The organism is Arthrobacter sp. NPDC057013, from assembly GCF_042674585.1.
In the GTDB taxonomy this organism is placed as follows: domain Bacteria; phylum Actinomycetota; class Actinomycetes; order Actinomycetales; family Micrococcaceae; genus Arthrobacter.
Map to the genome: position 1 here is coordinate 25,196 of NZ_JBHUSE010000004.1, position 26,852 is coordinate 52,047.

A 26,852-nucleotide genomic window follows, 5' to 3' on the forward strand; every position below is an offset into this window, starting at 1 on the left:
AACCAGCGGAAGAGAAAACCGTGCGCACCTCCGATCGCCGCTTCGCCTTGCTCCTGATGACCCCGGCGGCGCTGTTCCTGGCCGTCTTCGTGGCCTTCCCGCTGTTCCGTCTGGTGACGGACAGCTTCTTCAAAATCTCCCCGGTCGCCGGCGGACCCCGGGACTTCGTGGGCCTGGACAACTACTTTCGGGCCTTCGCCTCTGAAGCTTTCACCGGTGCCGGATGGCGGACCCTGGCCTACACCCTGGTGGTGGTCACCCTCGAATTCGCCCTCGGGCTGGGCATGGCACTGCTGTTCACCACGCTGGGCCGCAGTTCCCAAATCTGGCGGACCGTCTTTATGTATCCACTGATGATTGCCCCGATCGTGGCAGGTTTGCTGTGGAAGTTCCTGATGATCGACAACTTCGGCCTCATCGGAACCCTCCTGCACCAGGTCGGCATCCTGTCCAACCCGAACCAGATCGGCTGGCTGTCAGACCCGGGCATCGTGCTCTACTCCGTGGCCATCCCGGACATCTGGCTCACCACCTCATTCATGTGCCTGGTCCTCTTCGCCGGACTCCAGAACATTCCCGGCGACCTCATCGAAGCAGCACGCCTTGACGGCGCACGCGCGCCGGCCCTGCTGTTCCGGATCATCCTGCCCCTGCTCCGTCCGGTCATCGCCGTCGCCCTCGTGGTCCGCGGAATCGACGCAGCCCGGGCCTTCGACACTATCCTCATCCAAACCAACGGCGGCCCCCAGTCCGCCTCCGAAACCATGAGCCTGCTCATCTACCGCACCATGATCCGCTTCGGCGATCCCGGACTGGCAAGCGCCATGGGCACCCTCTACCTGCTGGCCATGCTCACCGTCGCATTCGTCGCCGTGTCCACCATCTGGCGGCCAGGAAAGGACAACTGATGCGCGTCGACGAAAAAATTAAGCACGACGGCAGGACCCCGGCCACGGCGGCCACGGCACCTTCCATTCCGGCAGCCGCCATCCCCACCCGGAAGCGCCGCGGTGTAAACCGGGAAGGCCTGGAAGCGGGCCGCCGCAGCACCCGCACCCTGCTGTGGATCCTGCTCGCAGCAGCTATGGTGCTCTACGGCTTCCCGTTCCTGTACCTGATCTTCACGTCTTTCAAGACACCGATTGACACCATCGCGGTGCCACCCACCATCCTCCCCAGGGAATGGACGCTGGAGAACTACGCCAACGCACTGGGCCGCAACGGAGTCCTCGCCTCCTTCATCAACAGCGTCCAGACGGCCATCATCAGCACCCTGCTCTCGCTCGTACTGGCGGTACCGGCGGCCTACGGCATCACCCGGTACCAAACCCTCAGCGGCAGGATCTTCATCATGGGCGCCCTGGTCACCCGCATGGTGCCGCCGGTGGCCATCGGTATTCCGCTTGCCTCGATGATGGCAACGCTGGGCTTGGCAGATACGCCCATCGCTCTGTCCATCGCCCACACCACCATCTCGTTGCCGCTCTCGATCTGGCTGATGTCCAGCTTCTTCGAAGCGGTGCCGAAAGACCTGGAGGAAGCTGCCACTGTGGATGGGTGCAGCAGGCTCGGGGCCCTGTGGCGGGTGGTGATTCCGGTGGTCTCCGGCGGCATCGCCGTTACCGCGATCTTCGCCTTCCTGGCCTCCTGGAACGAGTTCCTCTTCGCACTCCTGATGACAGCGATCCGCTCCCAGACAACGCCCGTGGTGATCGCGAACTTCCAGACCCAGTTCGGCCTCGACTGGGGATCCATGACGGCGCTGGCCGCCGTCTACTCCATCCCGGTCATCCTTCTGACGCTTCTCTTGCAGCGCAAGATCGTTGCAGGCATGACGCTCGGCGCCGTCAAGGGCTAGCACAACCAACCAGTAGCCTACTGATAGCCCCCGAAGGGCATCACCAAACCATTAGGACGTGGAAGACAGATGAGCAACAAGAACATCGGCATCAAGGACGTGGCCGTCGCCGCCGGCGTGTCCGTGACCACTGTCTCCCACGTCCTTAACGAGGTCTCCTACGCCCGGGTCAAGCCCGAAACCCGGGACAAGGTCAGGACCGCTGCCGAGCAACTGGGCTACGGACCCAACCGCCTTGCCCAGGCCCTTCGAACCCAAAGGACCGGCATGCTGGGCCTGGTCAGCGAGGAGATCGCCACCACGCCCCACGCCGGCCGGATCATCCTCGGCGCTGACGAAGCCGCCAAAGCCCGGGGATACAACCTCATGATCATCAACACCTCCGGCTCAGCCACCCTCAAATCCCGTCAGGCCGATGTTCAGGCCCTCCTGGACCGGCGGGTGGACGGCATCCTCTACGCCACCATGTACCACCGCGACGTGGAGCTTCCGGCCAACCTCGGCAATGTGCCCTCCGTCCTGGTCGACTCCGTGGCCAGTGACGGAAACATCACGTCCGTGATCCCGGACGAAGAAGGCGGCGCACGCGCGGCCGTGGGCGCGCTCCTCGAAGCAGGCCATACACGACTGGGCTTCATCAACAACACCGACGATGTCCCCGCAACCCGACAGCGGCTCCAGGCCTTCCGGGCCACACTGACTGAGGCAGGGCTGGACGGCAACGCGGCACCTGTCGAGTCCGAGATCTCCGAGGTCCAGGGCGGCTACGAAGCGGCCCTACGGATCCTGGGACGGGAGGACCGTCCCACGGGCCTGTTCTGCTACAACGACCGGATGGCGATGGGAGCCTACCGCGCCGCTGCTGAACTGGGACTGAACATCCCTTCTGATCTTTCAATCGTCGGCTTTGATGACCAAGAACTGATCGCCGCCAACCTTCACCCGGGCCTTACCACCGTGGCCCTGCCCCACTACGAGATGGGCGCCTGGGCCACCGAGCACCTCATTGACGCCGTCGAAGGGAAAACCGACCTTTCCCTGATGGCACTCCACCCGACCATCCTGGTTTGCCCCCTCGTCCGCCGCGATTCCATCGCGGCTCCGCGGCAATAACACCCAAACCCTTCAACTCCCAAGAGGAACGCCAGATATGTCCAGTTGGCTTGATGCCGCACGCCCGGAAACAGCCCCGGCAGAAACCTCCAGGTTCCGGCCTGCCATTCACTTCACGGCAAAGGACACCTGGCTGAATGATCCCAACGGCCTGGTTTTCCATGACGGCCTGTACCACCTCTTCTTCCAGAACAACCCGTACGGCAACGTCTGGGGCAACATGTCCTGGGGCCACGCAACCTCCCATGATCTGCTGCACTGGACCGAACAGCCCGTTGCCATCGCGTGCGACGAAACAGAGGACATCTTCTCCGGCAGCGTCGTCGTCGACCACGGCAACACGTCCGGTTTCGGCACGCCGGACTCACCCGCCCTCGTCGCCATTTACACCAGCGCCTACAAAGCCGCCTCCGAGCACAGTGGCACCCAGGCCCAGTCACTGGCGTACAGCACGGACGCAGGAATGACGTGGTGGAAATATGACGGGAACCCCGTCCTCACTCGCAATTCCGCGCACTTTCGTGACCCCAAGGTCTTCCGCTACGAGGGGGAACAGGGTGCCTGCTGGGTGATGGTCGCGGTCGAAGCGCAGCACCAGAAGGTGGTCCTGTACCGTTCCGACGACCTTAAGTCCTGGGACTCCCTCAGCGAGTTCGGCCCGGCCAACGCCGACAGCGGGGAATGGGAGTGCCCCGACCTGTTTCCGCTCCCAGTCGACGGGGACCCGGAAAATATCAAGTGGGTGCTGATCGTCAATGTGAACCCCGGCGCCGTGGCAGGAGGTTCCGGCGGCCAATACTTCATCGGACAGTTCGACGGCGAACACTTCGTTCCGGACGCCGGTTCACTTGCCGTGCCGGGCGGGGTCAGCGCCCTCGGTGATTCCGCGGAGGCCGCCACGGCGCTGCAGCAGTGCCTGTGGCTGGACTGGGGACGCGACTGCTACGCCTCCGTATCCTTCAGCAACGTCCCGGACGGCCGGCGCATCATCATCGGATGGATGAACAACTGGGACTACGCCAACCACCTGCCCACCACGCCTTGGCGGTCCTCGATGACCCTCGCCCGCGAAGTGCGCCTCACCGCGATCAACGGCTCCGCCCGCTTGATCCAGCAGCCGGTCCTGGACACTCCGGGCGCAATGGGAGATCGGGCTGCCGCCCACGAACAGATGCGTTCCGGCAACTTCGAGCTGGAGGATGCAGCCTTCCAGCTGCCGGACGCCGAGACAGGCAGTGCCCAGGTAATCGAAGCGGAAATCCAGCCTGGGGACGCCGCACGTGTGGCCTTCCACCTGTTTGAAAATGGCGGAAGTGCCGGGACCGTGCTGAGCTACAACACCGACACTGCCGAACTCATCCTCGACCGTCGGCGCTCCGGATACACCGGCTTTCACGAAAAGTTTGCCTCCGCTGACTCGGCCCCGCTTGTTCTCGAGGAGGACGGACTCAAGCTGCGTATCGTCGTCGACCATTGCTCGGTGGAAGTGTTCGCACAGGACGGCAAGGTGGTCCTGACCGATCTTGTCTTCCCCGACCAGGGAAACGTTGCGAATCGGCTGACGGTCGAGGGCGGGCGGGCAACCATTCGGACGCTCACTGTCACGACACTTCGCTAAAGACGACCTACGAACAGACAGGAAAGGGTCTTAAAATGCGCTCAGTCCAGCACACCGGCGGTGAACCCACACATGGATTTGATGTGGTCGTCGTGGGCGAAGCCCTCGTGGATATCGTTGTCTCACCCAAGGGCACAATGCAGCATCCCGGCGGATCACCGGCCAACGTCGCCTACGGGCTCGGACGGCTCCGAGTTGCCACCGGCTTACTGACCTCGATCGGCGACGACCACTATGCCGCTACCATCGAAAAGCACCTCCGCGGCGCTGGTGTTCGTCTCCTGCCGGGCTCCCAGGTCCCAGGCGGAACCGCCACAGCGAGAGCAATCCTGGCCTCCGACGGTTCGGCGCAGTATGACTTTGACATCCGCTGGGACCTCCCGCGGATTACGCCGTCGACACTGCCCAAAATCCTGCATACCGGTTCAATCGCCACTTTCCTTTCCCCAGGAGCCTCGGTGGTGAGGGAACTGCTCGAGCAATCGCATCAGCGTTGCACGGTCACATACGATCCCAACATCCGCCCTGCGCTTGTGGGCAGCCACGCCGAGGCGTTGGGCATTTTCGAGGAGCTCCTCCCGTACACCGAGGTAGTCAAGCTCAGCGACGAGGACGCCCGCTGGCTCTATCCGCGGCTAACTTTGGAAGAAATCTCGCAACGCATCCTCCGCCTCGGACCGGCTCTGGTGGCCGTCACCAGGGGAGCGGAGGGATCGTTGCTGTCCACCGGCGCCGCGCAGGTGGCAGTACCCTCGGTGAGGTCCGAGGTTGTGGACACCATCGGGGCAGGCGACTCGTACATGTCCGCCCTGATCTACGGGCTCCTGATGCGCGGAGCCGACGGGTTGGCGCCGTCAGTCCTGGAGTCCCTAGGCCGGATGGCGGCCAAGGCCGCGGCAATCACGGTGCGCCGGGCGGGAGCCAACCCGCCGACGTCGGACGAACTGCAGGCGGACCTGCCGGAGCACCAGCCGGTGGCCCCGTAACTTACCCCGGAGCGGGGCCGGGGAACGACACATATCGAAGGAAGAAGCAATGCCAAGCAGCAACTACTACGACGTAACGTCGTGGCCCGTGGGCAACCCGTCCAAGGACGTCGGTGAAGTCATCAACAGCATCATCGCCGACGTCAAGGAGCGGCAGTCCGCCACCGATGTGAACGACGGCGGAAAGCCCGGAGCGGTCATCTACATTCCGCCGGGGGACTACCACCTTCGCACACAGGTGCTGATCGACATCAGCTTCCTGCGGATCGAGGGGTCGGGGCATGGTTTTACGTCGTCGAGCATCCGCTTCAACGTGCCCGAAGACGAGTGGCCGGACCTGCATGAGCTGTGGCCGGGCGGGAGTCGCATCATCGTCGACCTGCCCGGCGGGGGAGACAGCGAGTCCGAGCGGGCCGCCTTCCTGGTTAAGCGGAGCGGAAGCCCGCGGATCAGCTCCGTGGAATTCTCCAACTTCTGCATCGACGGACTGCGCTTCCTCCCCGACGGCTCCGCGCTTCCAGCACAGAACACGTACGCCAACGGCAAGACCGGCATCTATGTGGCCAGCGCCAATGACTCATTCCGTGTCACCGATATGGGTTTCGTCTACCTGGAAAACGCCCTCACCATCCACAACGCCGACGCACTGTCCATCCACCACAACTTCATCGCCGAATGCGGAAGCTGCATCGAGCTGCGGGGCTGGGGACAGGCCTCCAAGATCACCGACAACCTGATTGGCGCCGGTCCCAAAGGCTACTCGATCTACGCCGAGAACCACGGCGGGCTCCTGGTCACCGCCAACAATGTCTTTCCCCGCGGGGCGAGCAGCGTCCACTTCAACGGCGTCACGCGTTCCAGCGTCACCAACAACCGCCTGCATTCGTTCTACCCGGGGATGGTTATTCTCGAAGGGAGCAGCTCGGAAAACCTCGTGGCCACGAACCACTTCCTGCGCGACCATGAGCCCTGGACGCCTTTCCTGGGCGTCGACAACGGCTTGGACGACCTTACCGGGCTTCTCTGCATCAGCGGCAGTAACAACTCAGTGGTTGGCAACCACTTCTCGGAGCTCATCGATTCGCAGACCATCCGGCCTGTGGGCGCAACGCCTGTGATCATCCGGCTGAAGGAGGGGACCGGCAACTTCGTCTCCAACAACCACGTTGTGGCAATGGATGTCGACTCCAAGACCAGCGACTCCTGCTTCGAGTCCCAGGTGGACGCCTTGCTGGCCACCGACACTGCCACCGGACTCGCCGTGACGGCCGTAGTAGTGGAGCCCGAATCAGCCCGGAACACCATTCTTGATTCCGGAACCGATCCCCAAGTTATAGCAGACCGGACCGGCAACGCATTCAGGGCCACGCCCACGGTCCGCTTGTGGGCTGCAGGAATCTGATCCAACTCTTGATTTTGGGATTGGCGAAGCTCCCAGGAGTTGCCGAGGCGAAGCCCAAGCACTGTCGACAACAGGACCTCGCCATCGTTTGTCCCCGGCCTTTGAACCAGTCCATCCAATGCCAGTGCACTAGTCGCGCTGACGCCTGCAGGTCCTGGCGGTTTCGTCAGGACCTGCAGTTGTTACTTTGGCAGTCGATGAGCGTGCTGACCCTCGATAGCATCTTCGCTGCCCAGTTGGCGTCCCCAACACGATCAACCGTCGTACGGGAAGTGATCGACCCATTTCTCAACCGACCACGGCAGCAGCTGCTGGACGCGGACGGTGTACTGAACGCACGGTGTCCCACGCCCTTAAGCGCTGCCGCGCTGCCCCTTTCAGAGCCTATCCGCTGCTCGTGCCCGGCGCGCCGATAACCGCGATTCGGTCGACCTGGCGGAGCGGTCCTCCGAGTTGTTCTCCTCCTAAGGGCGGAGCCAAGGAGAACGAGGGAGAGGCAAAGAGGACGATAAGTGGAAGCAGTGACATTGGGACGCGGAACCGCAACCGTACTCGACGATTGCGCCCGGACCAAGGCCGAGATTCGTCGCTCTCCTTCGTGCAGCGTATGAGACGGCACGAGATCTGAGGCGCAATTCTGCTCCCCCATTGCTGCCCCGGCTACTTGGCTGGCAGCATCATCAGTGATGCGTCTTGGGCTGCTGTCGGGAAGGCCTCCTGCTGTGCGGGCATCCCCGGCGCCGCATTGTGACATCTTGAAAGCCGCCCGCCCTCCACACGCCAGGCAAACAAGGTGCTGTTTCCGCCTATCATCCCATCCGTTGTCGGCTGCGGCGAACTCGTTTGCTTCCCCGTCACGTTGGTCAAGCAGGCTTAGCGCACGCCTCATCCTGCGGCCCCTGGCCGGCGTCCTGGTGCAGTCTGGTGGCGAGGCGGCAAGGTCGGGCCGGTCCGGAGCAACGGGACGGGGTGAGATGGGGAGGTGTCATCTGTGTACCGGCTCATTTGTCCTAAGGAGGGGTAGTTCGTCCCTGCGCGGGAACCCTTCCCAGTCACCAGGCACCAAACATGCGAAAGCGCCGGTAGCCGCGGCAGTTTGCAGTCGTTCCGGCGGCGAGGCGTGGTTCATGAACTCCGCGAGGTATCCGGCGACGAAGGCATCGCCGGCACCGACAGTGTCTACTGCTTCCACCAGTACGGGTGGTTGGCGGTAAAGCTGGCCGTCTATGAGGGCGATAGCCCCGGCTGCCCCGAGTTTGATGATGCTCTGTCGCGGTCCCAATTTCGCCAGCCGATGCGCCAAGTCCTCGGGGTCTGATTCAGCACCGACGGCAATTGCGGCCTCCTCGTCGCCGGCGAATACGATGTCGGCAATCGGAATGATCTCCCGGTACACCTCCCGGGCTTCGTCGGCTGACCATAGTTTCGCCCGGTAGTTCAGGTCAAAGGACACTGGAACTTTCGCTGTTTTGGCGATTGCGATCGCTTCAAAGATTGTGGCGCGTGCGCTTTCAGACAGGGCCGGGGTGATACCGGTGAGGTGCAGCAGCCCGGCGCTGCTGATGAGCTCTTCGTCAACGTCGCTAGGGGATATCCGGGATCCGGCGCTGCCGGTACGGTAATAGTTCACGCGCTGGGCGGACGGTGTTCGGCGTTCCTTAATCATGAGGCCTGTTGGCGCTGCTTCGTCCAGAACAGTGCGGGTTTGCACTCCTTCTGCGCGAATTTCTCGCTCTACTAACTGGCCGAGGGAGTCGTCTCCCACTCGTCCGCACCAGACAGCCTGGACACCGAGACGTTGAAGGCCGATGGCGACGTTGGATTCCGAGCCGCCGATGCCCAGGGTCAGAGTCGAGGCGTGCGCCAGGGGGCCTGGCTGGTCGGCGCGCATCAGCGCCATGGTCTCGCCGAACGTGAGGACGTACGGTGCAGAATTCACGGGGTTGCCGCCACTCACTTGCCGGCCCCCAACTGCTCTGCCGTCTGGTCGATGAGCTCGCGCACACGTCGTGCCCTGGCCGAGAGGTCCTGCAGGTCGCCGCCCTTGAAGGCATCCCCCATCAGAGGTCCGCCGAGGCTGACGGCCATAGCGCCGGCCCGGATCCAGGCGGGCACGTCTTCGATGTTGACTCCGCCGGACGGAATCACCTCGATGTCCGGGAATGGCCCGCGCAGCTGTGACACGTAGCCGGCGCCGACGGTAGAGGCCGGGAAGATCTTGACGGCGGTGGCGCCCATGTTCCAGCCCGTGAACAGCTCGGTGGGGGTCAGGCCGCCCGGGTAGACGGGAACGCCGCGGTCAACGCACACCGAAATGACGCCGGGGTTCGTGACGGGAGTGACGATGTAGGCCGCTCCCAGGTCGAGTGCCGTTGCCGCGTCACCTGCATCGGTGACAGTCCCGACTCCGATCTCGAGCGCGTCCCCGAACCGTTCGCGGAGCAGGGGGAGTTCGTCCCAGACGCCGGGGGTGCTGAGCGTGAGTTCGATGCTGAGCACACCTCCGCGCTGCAGCGCCTCGATGACCGGCCCGTAGTCCGACGCGTGCTTGGCCCGGAGGACGGCTACGGCTTTAGTGTCGAGGAGGACCGGAGACGGTGCCGGTCGGGACGCCGTTCCCGGGGTTTCAAGGCGGAGCATGGAATTCCTTTTAGGGTTGGCGGGATGCTGCGGACTGAAAGGCACGACGGCGGCGCTCACCGCCGTCGAACCTTGTTGTGGAAGGGTGGGGCTACTTGACCAGGCGGGTCGGGGCGAGGTCAGCCGCCACCGTAGGGTGGACGACGCTGGCGCCGGCAGGGCGGGCGTCCTCCGGGTCGGTCAGGTCGCGGTTGACGGTCTCCGGGGAGAGCCGGGTGGCGATGAAGCTGACGAGCATGGTCAGTGACATGTAGATGGCCACCGGGATCCAGGAGTTGCTGAACGCTCCCAGGAGGGCTGCGCAGATCATGGGAGCGATGCCGCCGCCGATGATGGAGGAGAACTCGCGGCCCAGGGTGACGCCGGCGTAGCGGTAGCGGCTGCCGAAGATTTCCGGGAAGTAGCTCATGTGCACGCCCACCACGCCCTGGCAGGCCAGCATGAAGCCGACGATGATCACCAGCACGATGGCGACGGGGGAGCCGGTGGTCAGGAGCATGAAGGCGGGTGCCGGGAAGAGGATGAGCGCACCGGTGATGAGCGAGACGACGCGGCGGCGGCCGACCTTGTCGGACAGGATGCCGAAGGACACGGCGGCGACGCCGCCGCAGAGCGCGCCGATGAGGAGTACCGGCGGGATGAACTTGGGGTCGGTGCCGACGACGGTGATCAGGTACGAGGCCATGAAGACCTGGATGGTGTAGGACTGGGTGCTGACGCCGAAGTTCATCAGGATGACGCGCAGGACGTTGGCCTTGCCGTGCTTGGCGACTTCCTTGAGCGGGGCGGGCGGTTCGGTGCGGGCCTGCTTGATCTCTTCGAACACGGGGGATTCATCGAGCTTGCGCCGGATGATCAGGGCGGCGATGGTGACAAAGATGCTGGAGAGGAAGACGAGGCGCCAGCCCCAGGTGAGCATGTCGTTCGGGGCAAGGGACTGGGCGGCGATCCACACCAGCGCGCCGAGCGCGGTGCCGGCGGCGGCGCCGACCATGATCAGCGATGCCAGCTTGCCGCGGGTGCCGGGGGCTGCGGATTCGGTGAGCAGCGTGGCGCCGCCGGACTGCTCGGCGCCGGCGCCGAAGCCCTGGGCGGCGCGGCACACGCACAGCAGGACCGGGGCGAACAGGCCGATCTGGTCGAAGGTGGGCAGCAGGCCGATGGCCAGCGTGGCGCCGCCCATCAGGAGCAGGGTGACCACGAGTACCCACTTCCGGCCGAGCCGGTCGCCGAAGTGGGAGAAGAAGACGCCGCCGAGCGGGCGGAACAGGAAGCCGACGGCGAAGGTGGTGAAGCTGGCGATCAGCGCCGCCGCGGGCGAGACGTTGGGGAAGAATAGTTTGCTGAAGACAAGCGCCGAGGCTGTGCCGTAGATGACGAAGTCATACAGTTCGAGGGTGGTGCCGATGAGGCCGGCGACGGCGGCCTTCCGGACTTTGCTCTGATCGATATCCCCTGGGGGAACGTGCGCTGCTGTGGTCATTTCCAAACTCCTTTGAATGGATGTCACGCGGTGGCTGGGCCTGGGGCCACGACCGCCGGGTTCCCAGGCCGAGCTTGCGAGGCTAGGGGGCGGTTGGGGTGTAGGTGATGAGTACTTTGAGGTTGGTGGGGTCGGTCATGGGTGCCGTGAGGGCGGCCGCGGCGTCTTCGAGCGGGAACGTGCTGGTGATGATGGACGGGAGGTCAACGACGCCGGTGGAGGCGAGCTCGATCGCCGTCGGGAACGCGTTGGCGTAGCGGAACGCGGTGACGAGGTCGATCTCGTATCGCTGGAGAAAGCCGAGGGGGATGCCGTCCACGGTGGGCTTGGCCTGGCCGACGACGGTGGCGCGGGTTGCCGGCGCCAGGGTCTGGATGCCGTCTGCGAGGGCACGGGTGTTGCCGGAGCATTCGATCAGCCGGTCCATGCCGGCCAGGTCCAGTGCAGTGGTGGCGGTGTTGACGGTCCTTGTGGCGCCGAATTTGGTGGCAACGGCGAGGCGGTCGTCGTTCACGTCGGTCACCACGATTTCGGCGGCACCCTTGGCGGCAGCCACCTGGGCGACCAGCAGGCCGATGGGTCCGGCGCCGGTGATCAGCACGCGGTGGCCCTGCTGGACCTGCGCCCGTTCGACGGCCCAGACGGCAACGGCGAGCGGTTCGATCGCGGCCCCGATTTCGGCCGGAATGCTGTCCGGCAGCCGGTGGACGGCGGTTTCGGGCACCACCACGTGGCGGGCGAACAGCCCGTCAGTGGGCGGGGAGCCGAAGCAGGTGCCGGCCGGGCAGAGGTTGTAGCGTCCGGACAGGCAGGTGGGGCATTCCCGGCAGGGCAGAGCCGGTTCAATGGCAACGGCGGTCCCGGCGGCGACTGTTGCGGCGGGGCCGGCAGCGATAACGACGCCTGCTCCCTCATGGCCCAGGACGGTGGGCTGGCGCAGCACGTTGGTGCCGTTACGGCCGGCCGCGAAGTAATGCATGTCCGAGCCGCAGATTCCACCGGACCGCATCTCGACCAGCACGTCGTTCGGGCCCAGGGCGGGCAACGGCTTCTGCTCGATGCGCAGGTCCCGGGCGCCGTGCAGCACCGCAGCCAGGGTGCCGGTGGGAAGCCCGGCGGTGTTGGTTTCCGGAAGAGCTTGGGTGGTCATGGCGTGCTCCGTGTGGTTTGAAGGGACGGCGCGGCGGGCAGGGCGGTGTTGGCTTCTGCGATGGCCGCCCGCGGTCCGGCTGAGTGGAGAATGTCGATGAAGTCGCCCGTGCGGAGGATGAAGTCGTCACGTTCGGCCAGTTCCTCGCCGAGGAGATGATGGTCGCCCAGGACCTTTTGGGCGAGGTCGGCGCCGGAGCGGGAAGCGGATGCCAGGCCGGCCAGCAGGCCGCGGGCGGGGTCGTCCATCGCGTGGGCCTGGGGGCCGGGATCGAAACCCGGCAGCGGGGCGATGCAAGCGAGGTATGCGGCGGTGGTGAGGGCCAGCAGCTGGGGCATCCGGCCGTCGTCGAGTATCTGCAGTGCCGGCAGCGGGATCCGCTGGCGGAGTTTCACGGACCCGTCCGAGCCCACTTGGCTGGTGCGGTGGCCCAGGGCGGTGTTGCGCCAGCGGGAGAAGAGCTGCTCCTCGTAGGCGTCCACGTCCACGCCTGCCGGGACGGAAACGCTGGGTAGGTACTCGTTCCGCAGCACGGAGCGGGCGGCCAGTTCGATGTCCGGGTGCGAGACGGAGTCCGGGATGGTGACCGCCCCAATGAGGGCTCCGAGGTACGCGATCAGGGAGTGCGTGCCGTTGAGCAGCCGGACCTTGAGCTGTTCGTAGCCGCCCACTTGGTCGGAGAACACCGCGCCGCCGACTTCCCACGTGGGGCGGCCTGCGATGAAGTTGTCCTCGACGATCCACATGGTGAACGGTTCGGCCGGCACCGGGATCCGGTCGCTGTAGCCGCAATGGGAGGCGACCAGGCTGCGGTAGTGGTCGGTGGTGGCCGGCACGATCCTGTCCACCATCGAGGAGGGGAAGCTGGTGCGGGTGTCGACAAAAGCGAGAATTTCGGCGGCTTCGGCGGCGGGGAGCAGCGAGGCGAACTCGCGGACCAGCCGCTGCGTGTGGCGGCCGTTGTCGGCGAGGTTGTCGCAGCTGAGGATCGTGACGACCTCGCCGTTGGTCCGGGACCGGTGCTGGAGGCCGCGGACGATCTGCCCGATCGGCGTCTGCGGCGAGCCTGGGTTGGCGAGGTCATGCCGGATGGCAGGGTCCTGCAGGTTCAGGGAGCCTGTGGCGGGGGTGTAGTTGTAGCCGTTCTCCGTGACGGTCAGGGAAACAATGCGGGTGCCGGCGTCGCCGATCGCCTTGACCACCCGGTCCGGATCTGCCGCCGCCGTGAAGGCGTCAGCGTGGACCCGGGGGACGGAGAATTTGGAGCCCTCGGGCGAAATTTCCACCACGGTGTAGAGCATGTCCTGGGCGTGCATCGCATCCGGGATGGCGGTGGACCGGCTGGCGACGCCGATGATGCCCCAGTCACCGCCGTGGGCGGTGACTGCGGCGTCCGTGTAGACGGCCTGGTGCGCGCGGTGGAAGTTGCCGAGACCCAGGTGCACGATGCCGGCGGCCGGTGCTGCGGATCGCCGGAGGATGCCGGGGGTGGCCGCGGTGAGCGGGGGTATGGAGGTCATTTGTTACCAGTCCTTCATGGAGCCGTCGAGCTCGCGGGCGATGGGCAGGTAGGCCTGCTTGTACGGGAAGCGGGCGGCGGCGTCCTCGTCAACGTGCACTCCGAGGCCGGGCTCGTCGCCGGGGTGGAGGTAGCCGTCCTCGAAGCGGAAGCTGGACCGGAAGACCGCGGACACCAGGGGGTCGTAGCCCATGTATTCCTGGATGGCGAAGTTGCTGGTGGCCAGGCCCAGGTGGAGCGAGGCGGAGAGGTTGATCGGTGAGACGTCGGAGGGGCCGTGCGGTGCGCCTTTGATCTGGTAGACCTCCGCGAGGGCGAGGATCTTGCGGACGTGGGAGATGCCTCCGGCGTGGACGAGGGCGGTGCGGATGAAGTCGATCAGGCGTTCGGTGATGAGGTGCTCGCAGTCCCAGACGGTGTTGAAGACCTCGCCGATGGCCAGCGGGATGGTGGTCTGCTGCCGCAGGGTGCGCAGGAGCCGCTGGTTTTCAGCAGGGGTGACGTCCTCGAGCCAGAACAGGTCCACGTCCTCCAGGGACCGGGCCAGCCGGGCGGCTTCTGTGGGGTTGAGCCGGTGGTGGACGTCGTGGAGGAGCTTGAGGTCCGGGCCCACGTGCTCGCGGACCGCGGACAGGACCTTCGGGGCATGGCGGAGGTAGGCGGAGGTGTCCCAGTCCTCTTCGACGGGGCCGGCGCCGCGGCCCGCCGGCTCGTAGCTGGCGGCGCCCTTCGTGACGCCGTAGACCTTGTCCAGGCCGGGCACGCCGGACTGGGCGCGGACGGCGCGGAAGCCCTGCTCGCGGCGTCGGTCCACGGAGTCGAGGAGCTCGGGAACGTCCCAGCCGGTGGCGTGGGTGTAGGTAAGGATCTTGTCCCGGGCGGCGCCGCCCAGCAGTTGGTAGACAGGGACGTCCAGGGCCTTGCCCTTGATGTCCCACAGCGCCAGGTCGATCGCGCCGACGGCGGCCATGGTCACCGGCCCGCGCCGCCAGTAGGCGCCGCGGTAGAAGTATTGCCAGCTGTCTTCGATCCGGTCGGCGTCCCGGCCCAGCAGGGCAGGGGCGAGGTGGTCGCGGAGGTAGCTGGCCACCGCGAGCTCACGGCCGTTCAGGGTGGCGTCGCCCCAGCCGACGATGCCGTCGTCGGTGGTGATCTTCAGAGTGACGAAGTTGCGGCTGGGACTGGTGACGAGGACGTCGACGTCGACGATTTTTCGGGTCATCGGGAAATCACTACATTCTTCAGTGGCTGGTTCTTGGACAGTCGGGTGATGTTTTCGGCGATCTCGCGGGCACGGCCGCGGAAGGTTTCGGCGGTGACGCCGGAGGAGTGCGGGGTCATGATGACGTTGTCGAGCCGGCCGAACGGCAGGGCGGAGGGTTCCCCGCGGCCGTCGGTGCCCGGGTACTGGTACCAGACGTCGATGGCAGCGCCGGCAATCCGGCGGTCCTTGAGGGCGTCGTAGAGCGCAGTTTCGTCGACGACGGGGCCGCGGGCGACGTTGACGATCTGCCCGTTGGGACCGAGTTCGTCCAGTTCTGCCGCGCCGATCAGGGAGGTGTTTCCGGCGTCGAGCGGGATGCTGACCACTATCACGTCGGATTCGCTGAGGGCTTCGCCGAGGCGGTCCGTGGTGCCGGTCCAGCGCAGGCCGTGCTCGTCAGCGTTGACGGAGCCGCTGCGGGTGATGGCGATGCCCTCGGCGCCGAAGGCCTGCAGCAGTTTCCAGGCGGCGCTGCCGATGTGGCCGAAGCCGAGGAAGGTGACCACCGCGCCGCGCAGCGTTTCCGGCTGGCGGATGTCGGGGGAGTAGACCGAGGAGGACCAGACGCCGGTGCGCAGGGCAGCGTCCTGGCCGAGCAGGTTGCGGCGAAGGGCCACGAGCACGGTGGCGATGTGTTCGGCAATGGAGGCTTCGTGGTGGAAGGTGTTGGCACAGACGGCCCCGGCAGGCAGGGCGTTGGCGTCGATGCCGTCGTAGCCGGCACCGCCCACGTGCACCAGCCGGAGGTTCCGGGCCTCGGCGCCCATGGCGGCGGTGAACTTGGGTCCGACGTAGACGTCGGCGTCCTTGAGGTCGGTCAGGACGGAGTGTTCATTCCAGCTGTCGTGCCAGGACGTGACGGTCCCTTCCGGCAGCGCGGCCTCGAAGATGGCACGCTGGGGCATCAGGTTGGCGTCTGCGATGACGATTCTCATGGTTACTTTCCCTGGAGGGTCTGGCTGGCGTTGCGGGCGGCGAACGTGGAGCCGCGCACGATGAGCTGTGAGTTGAGGTGGACCGCCTCGGTGGCGGTGGGCTTGCCGGCGATCTGTTCGAGGAGGAGTTCGAGGGCGAGGGAGCCGCTGCGGCTGATGGGAACGCGGACGGAGGTGAGGCCGGGTTCGGCGGCCGCGGCAATGTCGAGGTCGTCGATGCCCACCACGCTGATGTCCTCGGGGCAGTGGTGGCCGAGGGTCCGGGCGCCGGCGAGCATGCCGATGGCCACAAGGTCGTTGTAGGCGACGACGCCGGTGGCGCCGCTGGCGACCACCGAGGCGGCGGCGGCCAGGCCGCCGTCGACCGTGGCGTTCTGGTTGCCCACGGTGACCAGTTCAATGCCCCACTCACCGCAGAGACGGGTGATGGCTCCGAGTCGCTGGCCGTTCGCCCACGAGGAGGCCGGGCCGGGGATGTAGGCAAGCTTGCGGTGGCCGAGGGCGTGAAGATGCTCGACGGCCTGCCGGATCCCCTCGCCGGCCTCCATCAGCACCCGCGCGGCCTGGTCCGCCTCGCCGTTGATCACCACGAGCGGCGAGTTGCCGGCCAGGTTGTGGATCTGGTCCGAAGGCAGACGCGGGGAGCAGAGGATGATGCCGTCCACGCCCGTGGCGAACGCTGCCAGGTGCTCGCGCTCCCGGGCCGAGGACTCGCCGGTATCCGCCAGGACCATCCGGTGCCGGCCGTGCCAGGCCTGGTCCTGGATCGCCTTGATAAGCGCGGCGAAGACGGCGTTGGAAATGTCCGGGACCACGACGCCGAAAGTGCGGCTGCCGTTAGGGCCCGGGACGTCGTACCCGAGCTGGGCGGCGGCATCCATGACCTTCTGCCGCGTCTCGGCGGCGAGCCGGCCGGGATCGCCGAACGCCCGCGACGCGGTGGCGAGCGAGACGCCCGCGAGCTTCGCGACGTCCGTGAGTTTTGCCGCCATCGGTCCTCCAGTTGCTTCGCTGAAACCCTTCTCCTCAAGTATGGAAAAACTTGTACAAGCTTGTCAAGCTTTTTCCATGAGGTGCATCACAATGGGCCCCGGGCAAATGACATAAGGGATCGATCCCCTACCGCACGCCGCGGGGCTTGCCGTGGCTAACAAAGATTGGAGCCCGGCCGACCAGGTCGCGCGGCTCATCCGCCGTCGCGAAAACCCAAGGCCGCCGCGCCGGCACTGCCGGAACTGGAGGGAAAGCGGAAGGATGCTCGGCAAACGAGACAAGCTATCCAACGCCGGTGCGGAGCTTTGGAATGGCGAGACCATCTCTCCAGCACCGATGTGCAATCAAGTGCACGATTCTCGCGCCTAACGAAGGCCTGGACCGCACGCCGATAGTGAAGATTCCGTTAATCACTATTCAGCCGTTTGGTCAGAGCCGAGACCGCGCTTTGTAAACATGATGGGGGCTATTTTCGTCGTTCCACCGCTTCGACGTTGGCTCCCTTGATCAGGATGAGGATGAACCAGGCGAAATCGCGAGAATCATCAATGCCAGCGGCTTCTAGGAGTTCCGCGATTTATCGTCGGGTCGCTTCAGGTACTTGATGTCCATTTTCCGTGGGCTGGCCGGTGTCCGTCCGACTATTTCGCAGTGCGCTTCTGTGCTCAGCGGCGGTATATGGCTCCCTGTATTTTGGGGCGGGCGATGGCTGTTGGGACCGTGCGGGCTGCAATGCCCAGTGTGAAGGCTGTTGCGAGGCCGAGAATCGTCCAGGCGTATATGTCGGGGGCGGAGGGGGCGGTTGTTGCGAGCCAGCGGATGGAGTAGTTCGCGGTTGCACCTACGGGGAAAGTGAATATCCAAAACATTTGCGTGAAGGGGAGCTTTCGGTATTCGGGGAGGACCATGAGCTGCATCAGGGCCATGATCACCAGCACGCCTGTTAGACCAAGCTGCACTGCGCCCACGGGTCCTGGATGCGACACCATCCAGGCGATGTTGGCCGTTGCCGGCGCGGCCAGGTATGCGGACAGTCCGGTCTTGGCGGCTGGCGGCACCTCGCCGCCGGTCATCAGCCGCACGGTGACGACGGTTCCCATGACCAGCCAGAAGAACGCACCAACGCCGAACGCTGCCATGGCCGCATCACGGGCATGGATGCTGGTGAATCCGATGCTGGCGACGAAGAATCCGGGCACGACAGGCAACAGGTAGCCGGGATGGATGGATTGCATGGACACCCCGCCGGTGACCCAGTGGGCGAGGAGCTGGGCAGTGACGATGGCAAGGGCGGCAATGAAAGCCACGCACGGCCAGGCGCCCCATGCCGGCAGGTACTGGCCGTAGTGCGCCGAAAGCAGAATCCCCACCAGCGGGATGAAGGCCGCAAACGGCCCCGCGAGTTCATGTCTCAGGTCGGCCCTGAATGCTCCTTTCCGGCGGAGGCCCCGGACCACGTAGAGCGCGGTCAGGACCAGCCACAGAGAGCTGGCCGCTCCGTACAGGATTTCCTCGGGCCACATCGGGGCGCCGAGTGAGCTCCTGGCCGCGGACCAGCCGCCGCCGAGACCGGCGAGGCCCAAGGGAATCCCGAACCGGCTCAACGCCGGCATTCCCGAGGGGACGGCCGCGGACGAAGGGGTCGCCGGGGACGAGGCGCGGTCCTGAACGGTCGGCGTCAACGCCGCAATGGTGCCGGTATCAGTCATGTCGTCGGTCCGCTCGGTTGGTGGGTGAAGACGAGCAGCGTGCTCGTTGCGGTGGCGAGGAGTTCTCCGTCGGCTGTGCTGAGGCGGCCTTCGGTGAAGATCACCCGTGAGCCGGATTTCACGACTGACCCCTCGGCGCGAAGGGCGCCCTTGTGGAGCGTGATGGGCCGCAGGTACTTGACCGCCAGATCGATGGAGGTGTAGCCGATCCCTGCTTCCAGAGTGCTGTGTGCTGCGCAGCCGAGCACAGTGTCGAGGAGCGTACATGCCAGGCCGCCGTGCACCATTCCGAGGGGGTTGTAGTGTGCTTCTCCCGGCTCGCACTGGAACCCGACGTGTCCGTACTTCGCCTCGACGAGATCGAACTTCATGAGCGAAGCGATCGGCGGCGGCGCAATGCTGCCGTCGCGCAGGCCGGAAAAGTACTCCAGCCCCGATAGCCGCGGCAGCTGTTCAAGCGCGATCGCCGGATCCGTCCAGGTGAAGGTTTCCGAGCGTTCCGCCGGGGTATTGGTTGCCATGGGGATTTCCTCTTCAGGTTCTGTGCAGGTCGTCAGGGTTTGGCACCGTCAGGCCGGGGCATTGGCAGCCAGGGCTGGGTACAGATCCTGGATTGGACCGGACAGGCCGAGCTTCACGCCGGCGCTGATGTCGTCCACGATGACCTCGTAGTCACCGTGCTCGAGCCCGTCGAAGGACTTCCGCGCTACTTCCCTGGGGGAGGTCTTCGGGGCATCCACGCCCTTGGCCATGGCGGTGTCGATGTAGCCGACGTGCACGCCCGTGACCTGCGTGCCTTGGGGCGCGAGTTCCACCCGGAAGGAGTTGGTGGCCGACCACAGGGCCGCCTTTGATGCGCTGTAGGCGCCGGTGAGCGCGATCCAGCTGAGCACCGAGTGGATGTTGAGGACCGCTGATGTCCCGCTGGCGGCGAGCACCGGCGCGAATGCCTTGGTCAGGGCGACGGGTCCGAAGAAGTTGGTCTCCATGACTTCGCGGACCTGCTCGTCGGAGAGTGTCACCAGGGTGTCCGATTCGACGCTCATGCCGGCGTTGTTGATCAGGACCGTGACGTCCTGCGCCTGGGCCACGGCTGCCCGGATCGAGCCGGGGTCGGTGATATCGAGATCCAGAGCGACGACCCGGGGATCGTTCCACTCCCGCGGACGGCGGGCTGTTGCGTACACCTTGGCAGCACCCCGGGCGAGGGCCTGTTCCACGAGTTCGCGGCCCAGGCCGCCGTTCGCGCCGGTGACAAGGACGACGGCGCCAGATAGCAGTGGCATGAATTCTCCTGATGTCGGTTTTGGCGACGCCGCAGGGTGTCGCGGCCTCGGAATTTCAGGCTACCTGAGTCAGTTGGATTTTCCAACTAACCTGTATACTTGTGGAGAGTACTGAAAGCAGGTGAACGATGAATCAGCCGACCAATACGTCAACTGGCGCGCCGAGGGCGTGTTTCATCGCGGCAGGCCTGGACGTCTTGGGGGAGCGCTGGGCGCTGCTGGCCCTTCGTGAGATGTCGCTGGGCGTTCATCGGTTCGATCAGATTGCGCGGAATACAGGCGCGTCCCGCGACATCCTGACGGGCCGGCTGCGCACCCTCGAAAGCCGCGGCGTGATCGAGCGCGTCCAGTACTCCGAACGCCCCGCGCGCTATGAGTACCACCTCACAACTTCCGGAGCCGAAGTCGCGCCAATTCTCATTTCGCTCGCGGCCTGGAGCAGTACGTGGATGCGCGACGAGACGCCCCGAGCCTCGTACAAGCACAGTTGCGGTGCTGACCTGAAACCGGTGGTCTTGTGTGCGGAGTGTGGTGAGGAGTTCAAGCCGGGGAGCTTGATGCTCGGCCCGCTTGTGTCAGCGGCGGGAACCAGCCCGGCGTCCGGCCAGTAACCACAAAACCCAGACGAAGGAGGACGACGGCGGTACGCCCCGCCGTCGTCCTCTGACATGACCTGGGGACAGGCAACGTGTGCCTGAGTCCGACATTACAGCCATTCCTTCCTGCCCGGGGCCTTGTGGCAATCCGGTGTTCGAAAGGACGAGGTTCGGGTCATGCCTTCTTCTTGGTCTCCACCCATGAGATGTTCGAAGGAGGTCGCAACCCCTATGACGCTCGTTGAACCCCAGCCCTCGGCTTGTTCCGCACATCACTCCGCCGATACCGTGCGTCGGATGCCGGCTGAGCCCGGGAACGTTGTCGGAGTGGGCAACACGGCGGCCACTGACGGCGGGGGATTCCCGATGCCCAAAAAGGACCGTCACACTCGAATGGTTGGACCTCGAAATGCTCACAAAGAGGGTGTGCACAATGTGCACACCTTGGGATTTGGATTCGGTTGTACGGCTATCGGACTGGGCCGGATTGGGGATGTTTTCGGGCGAGTGGCGGCTTTTCAAGGGTTGGCGCCCGGTTCGAGTCCCACCTTGGGCACGTGTTTTCCCTGTTCAGGGGCTTTTTAGCCTCTGAGTGTGCACAAATTGTGTTGTGAAGGGCCCCTTCGGGGGCCTTTTTCATTGCTGGCCGGTGGTGTGGCCGGTGGCCTCCTTGCCTAGTTCTTGTGCTTGAGTGTTTGGTCTTTGGTACCTGTTCATGGGCAGCTTGGGGTCGGCCGACATGATCTTTGAACGTTCGGCGGAAAATTTCTTTTCTGTTCGACGTTGGTTGTTCATCCCCCTCCTCCTCCTTTTCGGTTGTGGTGGACTGTTCTGCTTATTCATGGTCGGCCTGGGGTGGAACCGCATGACCTTCTAGTTGCGGAGCCATCTGTGCGTTTTGTTCTTGTTTCTGCCTCCACGACCGTTCATGGCAGGGCTTCCGGCCGGCTGCATGACTAGTAGGGCTCTGTGAGGGGCGCAACTGGGGCTTGGTCTCCACGGCCAGAGGAGTTCCGGACCTCTGAGGCCTCATACCGGGATGCCGCGGCAGTACAAATCCGTCGCCGGCCAAACGATCGAACCAGTCGACTTCACCGGACCCGGTAACACCCCAGGTGGCCCTGACCTGGAGACGGAGCGCGGTCAGGTTTCCCCGGAAGGAACTACGACCGGCTGAGGTCCCCAGCAACCAACTTGCCTCCTTAAGCCATCCGACACGAGGTTTCCACGACTCCTAAGAATCGTTGGAGTGTGGAGTGGGAGGTGGGCGCATGGCCTCGACGTCGAGCTCCAGTGCGACTTTCTCGTCCTCGGTCAGCGGGCGCACCGCCTTCTCGAAAAGGTCCACCCCGGCAGCCAGTTGTCCCACCGACCGTCACTGCGGATAGTGCCGGTCGTGGAGCCCAGGGACCGGACCGCCGCAGCGATCAGAATGGCGGTGACCACAACGTCGTAGGGCCGGTTCTCCGTCGTGCAGAACGTCCCCAATTCCTGGTAGGCCGACGCTGTTGTGCCCCCAGATGGAACGTCTCGTAGGCCTCGCCGGCAGCCTTAAAGCCGTTCAGACGGATTCCGTCCTCTGCGTTGAGTATTGGATGTCCCTGACCGGCCGGGCCGCAAATGGTCTCCGAGGAGGCTTCAATGATCTTCACGGCATCGGTGATGACGTCAGCGGTGGCTGCGAGGCCCGGGAAGTAGTGGGTGTAGCCCACGGGCATCTCCTCTCCACTTCGGCCTCTAACCTATCGCAAGTAGGCGCCAGTGTCCGGTGAAAAGGCCGGCGCTGCCACTCGGCGAGGAGATTCGCCCTACCGACGCCCTGCTTCTCGCTCGGAAGACCTACGAGATTTTCGCGGCCTACTGCCCGCACCAGTCCGATGAGATCGGCGGCAGCTCAACCGGTGCCCAACTTCGGCGTCTCCCTGGATGTAGAGCAGGGTGCATGGAGGGGATTTCTGTGGGTCAGGTGTGCGTGCTGTTGAGGGCGATAATGGCTGAGCCGAGCGCCACGATGCACCAGACAGCGAGTCCAATTTGCTCGAAGACCGTGGTCATATAGCGCTCAGTGACCAGTGTGTCCGGTAGGACCCTTCGAATAACGGTCTTGTCGGATCATAAAGGTTCTGGCCTGCAGACGGGCGATTGCGCGCCTGAAGACGAGGCCGTTCATGGCCACCAGTGCGATGACTAGTGCCAGTTCCATTGAGAGCTCCTTTCTTGAAGGTTCAGGACGCCGGATCTTGAAGGTTCAGCACTTCGGACGGGGTACCTCCGGGCCGGGACTCAGGCCGCGAGTTGCTGTTGCTTTGGGTGTATTTCTGCATGGTTTGCCTGGTCAAGTTCGTGGATCCATCCGTAGGGGACGTCAGCTGTGAGTGAGACTAAAAACGGCAGAAGTCATGTCTGGTGACAACAACTGAAGCCAGACGAAATGTAGCTTGATAGAGCGCCGGAGCTTCACACTCCGGCCGTCAGGACACGCGGATTGAAGCGATCATTTTTTCTATGGCCCGATGCTCTTCAGAGGTCATCCAAGTTTTTGCCTTTGCGACTGTTGGAAAGTAGACGCGACTGTCGAAGATGATGACTCTTTTCGAGTCACCGTTGCTGCCGTTGACACCTGACTCCACCACTGCCACACCATCCAAAATGCGGGGGTCCACGGTCACGGCCGGGGCTTGTGCTCCAGACAGGCCGGTGCTGACGACGACCGGCTGGGGCCAACCAAGACCGGTGGGCGGCAAACTGAACTCGGGCGGGGCGGTGGCTTTCCTCGAATCCACGATGATGCTTCTGACGTGAGTCGTGCAGGATGCGCATGGCGTGCTGCGTGGTTGCTGAAGCATGAAGTTCCCGTAATTTGCCTCAGCTGCTACGGGTGCTGACACGGGAGGGCCCTCAGCCCCCCAGACAGGGAGTGCCACAAGACTTGCTACCTGCGTCCCTGCGGCGTTCTTTACGGTCAGTTGCCCGTTGGATCCAGATACCGACCAGGATGAGGGGTAGGCGAATGTGTAGGCGATGTCTACAGCCGATCCTGAAAACTTATTTTCTGTTGCAGATGTCTTCTTCTTTGCCGCGACTTGCTTGATAGCGTCCAGAGACGGCTCATATTGGAACTGCCTGACATTGTCGGGAAGTGAGGCATCGCCGACGGCCGAAAAGGCCTTGAGCGAGAAGTCGGCGGTCTTCATGCCTAGCCCGATGAGGCCAAACTTGGAAAGAATTGTTTTGGAGTGGACAGTGATCCATCCACTGGTGAGGTGGGGGTATCGGTCTGCTAGCACTGTTCGGACACCACGGTTGAGCGCATCCTTGGATTGCTGGGTACCTAAGCAGGTCATAGCGTTGCCGAAAGCATCGACCGCTCCGTCGGCAGAGCTGGCGGAGAGCAGGGCTTGGCCGCATTCGATCATCGCCAGTGTTGAGGACACCGCTCCGATCGGGCTGTCACGTCCTGACATGTCACCAGCCATGTCCCACATGATGGCCGCAGCACTATAAAACCAGCCGGTCTCCACCCTTATGAGTGGTTTGTTGGTCCCACCGTAGTAGAGGGCCTCGAGATCGGAGCGGCTGAATCCAAGATCCATCTCTCCGAACGGCTGAATTAGGTACTGGCGTTTGCTGAACGGGTTGCTTGGGAGTTCAGCCGCGGCAGCCATCGTGGCTAGGTCTGTCGGAAAGGCTTTCCAGAGGTCGCTCCACGCCCAGGCCGGGTCGATGGCCAGCGTGACCTTCGCTGCCGTGTCGCGGTTCATTTTAAGTTTTGCTACGAGTATGTCCGCGTTCTTGGCGTCCTTGCCACCGCACCATAGGACGGGTGAATTGATGTCGTCAAAGTACTGTGGGTCGGCCCAGTTTGGAATGGGACGGTCGCAGGTCACACCGGAAGCAGCAGCGTTGCCTGTCACCTGACCGAGCGCGTTGAAGAGGTAATCGAAGAATCCGTACTGCGAGAAATGGGCGACTGCGGCGGTCACAGTACGGCGATCCCCGGATAGCGTCGTCTGCACTGGTTGCCAAATCGAGTTGCCCGCGTCCCAGTGTGCAATTACCGGTACCCTTTCACCGGCGAGCGGCTCATTCAGTGTGAAGGACACCTTTGCCCCGCTGGCTGGAAACGGACCGCCCTCAACACTGAATTCGGCAAGCGCTCTGAGCCTGGTGGCGGCTGGAAAAGCGGCACTCTGTTTCTCGTCCGGTTGGGCCTGCTGGACCCGCGCTTTTAGGCTGGCCTCACCCGGAAAGGACGCTGTGGCCGACCACCCTGTTCCGGTAGTCGATTCCTGGACTTGGTCGTTGGCCACGGTTGGCGTCGATGCCCACGGCTGCCAGACGATGACCGCCGAGACCACTATGGCCGTTACCACAAGCGCCACAATCAATTGCCACTTCTTCATGCGTCCCCCTCCGCCGGTGCCGGCAGACCCCGGCCACTCCAATTATGTGGTCAGAATGGTCAAGTCAGGTGCGTGTTACGACATGCCAAGACGCGGGCCCGTCTCAGGAACTATAGTTCTTGCGTCCTTCGGAAGGGCGGCCCGTTCCGCAGGGAATATGGCCCAGCAATGTTCACCAATCCAGTTTCACCAGGCCGGGCCACGGCATCTTTTTGTGTCGACCGGGCCGGTGGGGCCTTCGACCGTGTACGTCTTGATCACGGTCAACGACTTCACCTCCAAGGGCATCGTGCAGCGCCAGCCGGCCGTAGTCGCGGTGTCATCCGTTCGATTCGACAGCCTCGTCCGGGATCCGAAACTTCCCTGCACGATCGGGCACTTCTAGTCGAGGGGGTTCTGCTTCGTTTCAGCTTTCTGATGGGCCATCGTCAGCTCCATGAAAACGGGCATAGCCCGCATCCGCTGCTAACTCCATCAACCACGCCGCTACGCGGAGGTTTCCTAGGAGTCAAAGCGAATCCCCTGTTGCCTCATTGCAATACCTCCGGGAGGGGTAATACGTTGCCTCATTTGAAAACCTCCGGATGAGTGGCTTCGTTGCCTCGTTGAAAAACCTCCGGATTGGTTAGCCGTTCCAGGCGCGGTTCACCGGTTTGAGAGGGGCTGGTTTCTTGGCCAGGGCGAGTGTTTCCAGCTCTGCGGTCAGAGCCAGGATCTGGCGGGAGAGGGCGCGGGTTTGATGCGTTTGAAGGCCGCGTTCATCTGGATGACCGGCCGTTTGTGCACCCGTTCGTGCCGGACCGCTGGTGGGGTGTGGCCGGCGCGTCGTGCTTCTTGGTGATCTTCGCGCCGTGGCGTTGCTTGGAGAGCAGTTTCTGCTGGGGCAGCAGGTAGTTGGTGAAGACGCGGTCCAGCTCCCAGATTTCGTTGAGTTTCTCCAGCTCCGCGGGCGTGTCGTAGCGCAGGTAGCCCACCAGTTCCCGGACCCGGGCCCAGTTCTTCTGCTCGACGTGTGCGCCGTCGTTTTTGTTCCCCGGGCGGGAGCGGGTGAAGGTGATCTGGTGCGCGTGGCAGTAGGCCAGCAGGTGGTCGTTGATGAACTCGGAACCGTTGTCCGAATCGATGCCGGTGATGGGGAACGGGAACAGGGCAGTGACGTGCTCAAGGGCCTCAAAGACCCATTTCGCGGCCTTGTTCCGCACCGACCGGTTCACGGTCCACCCGGTGCAAACATCGGTCACGGTCAGCGTGCAGCAGAACTCCCCGAAGCTGTTCCCGCCCTCGTGACCGACAAGGTCGATCTCCACAAACCCCGGGACCGCGTCGTCCCACTCGGCCCAGGTGCGGACCGGAATCTGGGACTTCAGCAGCGTGCCCGGCTTGGTGTGGGACCGTCCCCGCGGGATCAGTCTGGCCCGCTCGCCGGCGAGCTTGCGGTCGATCGTCGCCGCGCTCATCCGCATCAGCAACGCAGCCTGTTCATCGGTGAGCTCAAGCTCCCGGTCCCGCCGCAGCAACGGCACCAGCACCGGCAGCATCGGCACCAGCAGCCTGCCGGCCGGGGCCCGCAGCACCGCCCAGCACTTGATCAGCGCCGGCAGCAGGTCCGGCCCATAGACGGGTGTCCTGCCCGGCCTCGGCCTGACGATTTTCAGCACCAGCGCGTCCCTCAGGGCAGCCCTGGCATAGTCGCGGTGCCAACCGGTCAGGTCGACCAGCTCGTCCAGGATCCGGGACTTCCCTGCACGGTCCGCGCTCTGATAGGCGAGGGCCTTCTTCTTCGTCACAGCTTGCCGCTGGGCCATCGTTAGCTCCATGAAAACGGGCATAGCCCGCACCCGCCACCAACACCCTCAACCACGCCGCTACGCGGAGGTATTCAAATGAGGCAACGAAT

General features: G+C 64.3%; 23 protein-coding genes. 8 read left to right on the forward strand and 15 right to left on the reverse strand.

Translation table 11 applies throughout. The features are described from left to right. The first annotated feature begins 20 nt into the window (after window positions 1–20). The 6 genes from ACFTSA_RS07405 to ACFTSA_RS07430 all read left to right on the forward strand — a co-directional run bounded on the left by ACFTSA_RS07405 (window position 21) and on the right by ACFTSA_RS07430 (window position 6,977). Window positions 21–908, forward strand: a complete 888-nt coding sequence (locus tag ACFTSA_RS07405) for a carbohydrate ABC transporter permease (protein ID WP_377950639.1) — start codon at window positions 21–23, stop codon at window positions 906–908. Continuing rightward, window positions 908–1,858, forward strand: coding sequence for a carbohydrate ABC transporter permease (locus ACFTSA_RS07410; protein WP_377950640.1), 951 nt, complete (start codon window positions 908–910; stop codon window positions 1,856–1,858). The genes ACFTSA_RS07405 and ACFTSA_RS07410 overlap by 1 nt, the downstream gene beginning before the upstream one ends. Window positions 1,859–1,927: 69 nt before the next feature. After that, window positions 1,928–2,971: a LacI family DNA-binding transcriptional regulator gene (locus ACFTSA_RS07415; protein ID WP_377950641.1), complete on the forward strand. Its 1,044-nt coding sequence runs from the start codon at window positions 1,928–1,930 to the stop codon at window positions 2,969–2,971. Between the two features lie 37 nt (window positions 2,972–3,008). After that, window positions 3,009–4,589 (forward strand): glycoside hydrolase family 32 protein, encoded by a 1,581-nt coding sequence (locus tag ACFTSA_RS07420; protein ID WP_377950642.1) that lies wholly within the window; start codon window positions 3,009–3,011, stop codon window positions 4,587–4,589. Window positions 4,590–4,624: 35 nt separating this feature from the next. Further along, window positions 4,625–5,575 carry a carbohydrate kinase gene (locus ACFTSA_RS07425; RefSeq protein WP_377950643.1) on the forward strand — a complete coding sequence of 317 codons (951 nt, stop codon included), beginning with the start codon at window positions 4,625–4,627 and terminating at the stop codon, window positions 5,573–5,575. A 49-nt stretch (window positions 5,576–5,624) separates the two neighbouring features. Beyond that, a complete protein-coding gene (locus ACFTSA_RS07430) occupies window positions 5,625–6,977 on the forward strand; it encodes a NosD domain-containing protein (protein WP_377950644.1) in 1,353 nt (450 codons plus the stop codon). A 985-nt stretch (window positions 6,978–7,962) separates the two neighbouring features. Here the strand turns inward: ACFTSA_RS07430 and ACFTSA_RS07435 are convergent. From ACFTSA_RS07435 to ACFTSA_RS07485, 11 genes are all read right to left on the reverse strand, one after another. Next, window positions 7,963–8,934 (reverse strand): sugar kinase, encoded by a 972-nt coding sequence (locus ACFTSA_RS07435; RefSeq protein WP_377950645.1) that lies wholly within the window; start codon window positions 8,932–8,934, stop codon window positions 7,963–7,965. Further along, a complete protein-coding gene (locus ACFTSA_RS07440) occupies window positions 8,931–9,617 on the reverse strand; it encodes a bifunctional 4-hydroxy-2-oxoglutarate aldolase/2-dehydro-3-deoxy-phosphogluconate aldolase (protein WP_377950646.1) in 687 nt (228 codons plus the stop codon). The genes ACFTSA_RS07435 and ACFTSA_RS07440 overlap by 4 nt, the downstream gene beginning before the upstream one ends. A 91-nt stretch (window positions 9,618–9,708) precedes the next feature. Next, complete coding sequence (locus ACFTSA_RS07445) at window positions 9,709–11,100, reverse strand: MFS transporter (protein ID WP_377950647.1); 1,392 nt, start codon at window positions 11,098–11,100, stop codon at window positions 9,709–9,711. An 82-nt stretch (window positions 11,101–11,182) separates the two neighbouring features. Continuing rightward, complete coding sequence (locus ACFTSA_RS07450; protein WP_377950648.1) at window positions 11,183–12,250, reverse strand: alcohol dehydrogenase catalytic domain-containing protein; 1,068 nt, start codon at window positions 12,248–12,250, stop codon at window positions 11,183–11,185. Beyond that, on the reverse strand, window positions 12,247–13,770 hold the full coding sequence (locus ACFTSA_RS07455; RefSeq protein ID WP_377950649.1) for a mannitol dehydrogenase family protein: 1,524 nt from the start codon (window positions 13,768–13,770) through the stop codon (window positions 12,247–12,249). Before ACFTSA_RS07455 ends, ACFTSA_RS07450 begins: the two co-directional genes overlap by 4 nt. Window positions 13,771–13,773: 3 nt before the next feature. Continuing rightward, a complete protein-coding gene (gene manD, locus ACFTSA_RS07460; RefSeq protein ID WP_377950650.1) occupies window positions 13,774–14,991 on the reverse strand; it encodes a D-mannonate dehydratase ManD in 1,218 nt (405 codons plus the stop codon). Beyond that, complete coding sequence (locus ACFTSA_RS07465; protein ID WP_377950651.1) at window positions 14,988–15,968, reverse strand: 2-hydroxyacid dehydrogenase; 981 nt, start codon at window positions 15,966–15,968, stop codon at window positions 14,988–14,990. Before ACFTSA_RS07465 ends, manD begins: the two co-directional genes overlap by 4 nt. A gap of 2 nt (window positions 15,969–15,970) precedes the next feature. Then, window positions 15,971–16,960 (reverse strand): LacI family DNA-binding transcriptional regulator, encoded by a 990-nt coding sequence (locus ACFTSA_RS07470; RefSeq protein WP_377950652.1) that lies wholly within the window; start codon window positions 16,958–16,960, stop codon window positions 15,971–15,973. A 666-nt stretch (window positions 16,961–17,626) separates the two neighbouring features. Beyond that, the gene (locus tag ACFTSA_RS07475) at window positions 17,627–18,670 is read right to left on the reverse strand and encodes a TDT family transporter (protein ID WP_377950653.1); all 1,044 of its coding nucleotides are present in this window, start codon (window positions 18,668–18,670) and stop codon (window positions 17,627–17,629) included. Further along, window positions 18,667–19,191: a PaaI family thioesterase gene (locus ACFTSA_RS07480; RefSeq protein WP_377950654.1), complete on the reverse strand. Its 525-nt coding sequence runs from the start codon at window positions 19,189–19,191 to the stop codon at window positions 18,667–18,669. Before ACFTSA_RS07480 ends, ACFTSA_RS07475 begins: the two co-directional genes overlap by 4 nt. 48 nt (window positions 19,192–19,239) lie before the next feature. Next, window positions 19,240–19,956: an SDR family oxidoreductase gene (locus ACFTSA_RS07485; protein ID WP_377950655.1), complete on the reverse strand. Its 717-nt coding sequence runs from the start codon at window positions 19,954–19,956 to the stop codon at window positions 19,240–19,242. Between the two features lie 128 nt (window positions 19,957–20,084). Here ACFTSA_RS07485 and ACFTSA_RS07490 point away from each other — a divergent pair, with 128 nt between their 5' ends. Next, window positions 20,085–20,567, forward strand: a complete 483-nt coding sequence (locus tag ACFTSA_RS07490; RefSeq protein ID WP_377950656.1) for a winged helix-turn-helix transcriptional regulator — start codon at window positions 20,085–20,087, stop codon at window positions 20,565–20,567. Between the two features lie 621 nt (window positions 20,568–21,188). Here the strand turns inward: ACFTSA_RS07490 and ACFTSA_RS07495 are convergent. The 3 genes from ACFTSA_RS07495 to ACFTSA_RS07505 form a co-directional block, all read right to left on the reverse strand. Then, window positions 21,189–21,347 (reverse strand): hypothetical protein, encoded by a 159-nt coding sequence (locus ACFTSA_RS07495; RefSeq protein ID WP_377950657.1) that lies wholly within the window; start codon window positions 21,345–21,347, stop codon window positions 21,189–21,191. A gap of 439 nt (window positions 21,348–21,786) precedes the next feature. After that, the gene (locus tag ACFTSA_RS07500; protein ID WP_377950658.1) at window positions 21,787–21,921 is read right to left on the reverse strand and encodes a hypothetical protein; all 135 of its coding nucleotides are present in this window, start codon (window positions 21,919–21,921) and stop codon (window positions 21,787–21,789) included. 1,102 nt (window positions 21,922–23,023) lie between these two features. Continuing rightward, entirely contained in the window at window positions 23,024–24,955 is a 1,932-nt protein-coding gene (locus ACFTSA_RS07505; protein WP_377950659.1) for a hypothetical protein, read from the reverse strand. Window positions 24,956–25,199: 244 nt separating this feature from the next. On the opposite strand from ACFTSA_RS07505, the gene ACFTSA_RS07510 reads away from it, so the two are divergent. Continuing rightward, on the forward strand, window positions 25,200–25,340 hold the full coding sequence (locus tag ACFTSA_RS07510) for a hypothetical protein (protein ID WP_377950660.1): 141 nt from the start codon (window positions 25,200–25,202) through the stop codon (window positions 25,338–25,340). 373 nt (window positions 25,341–25,713) lie between these two features. On the opposite strand, the gene ACFTSA_RS07515 is transcribed toward ACFTSA_RS07510, so the two are convergent. Next, a complete protein-coding gene (locus ACFTSA_RS07515; RefSeq protein WP_377950661.1) occupies window positions 25,714–26,760 on the reverse strand; it encodes a DDE-type integrase/transposase/recombinase in 1,047 nt (348 codons plus the stop codon). Window positions 26,761–26,852 lie beyond the last annotated feature (92 nt).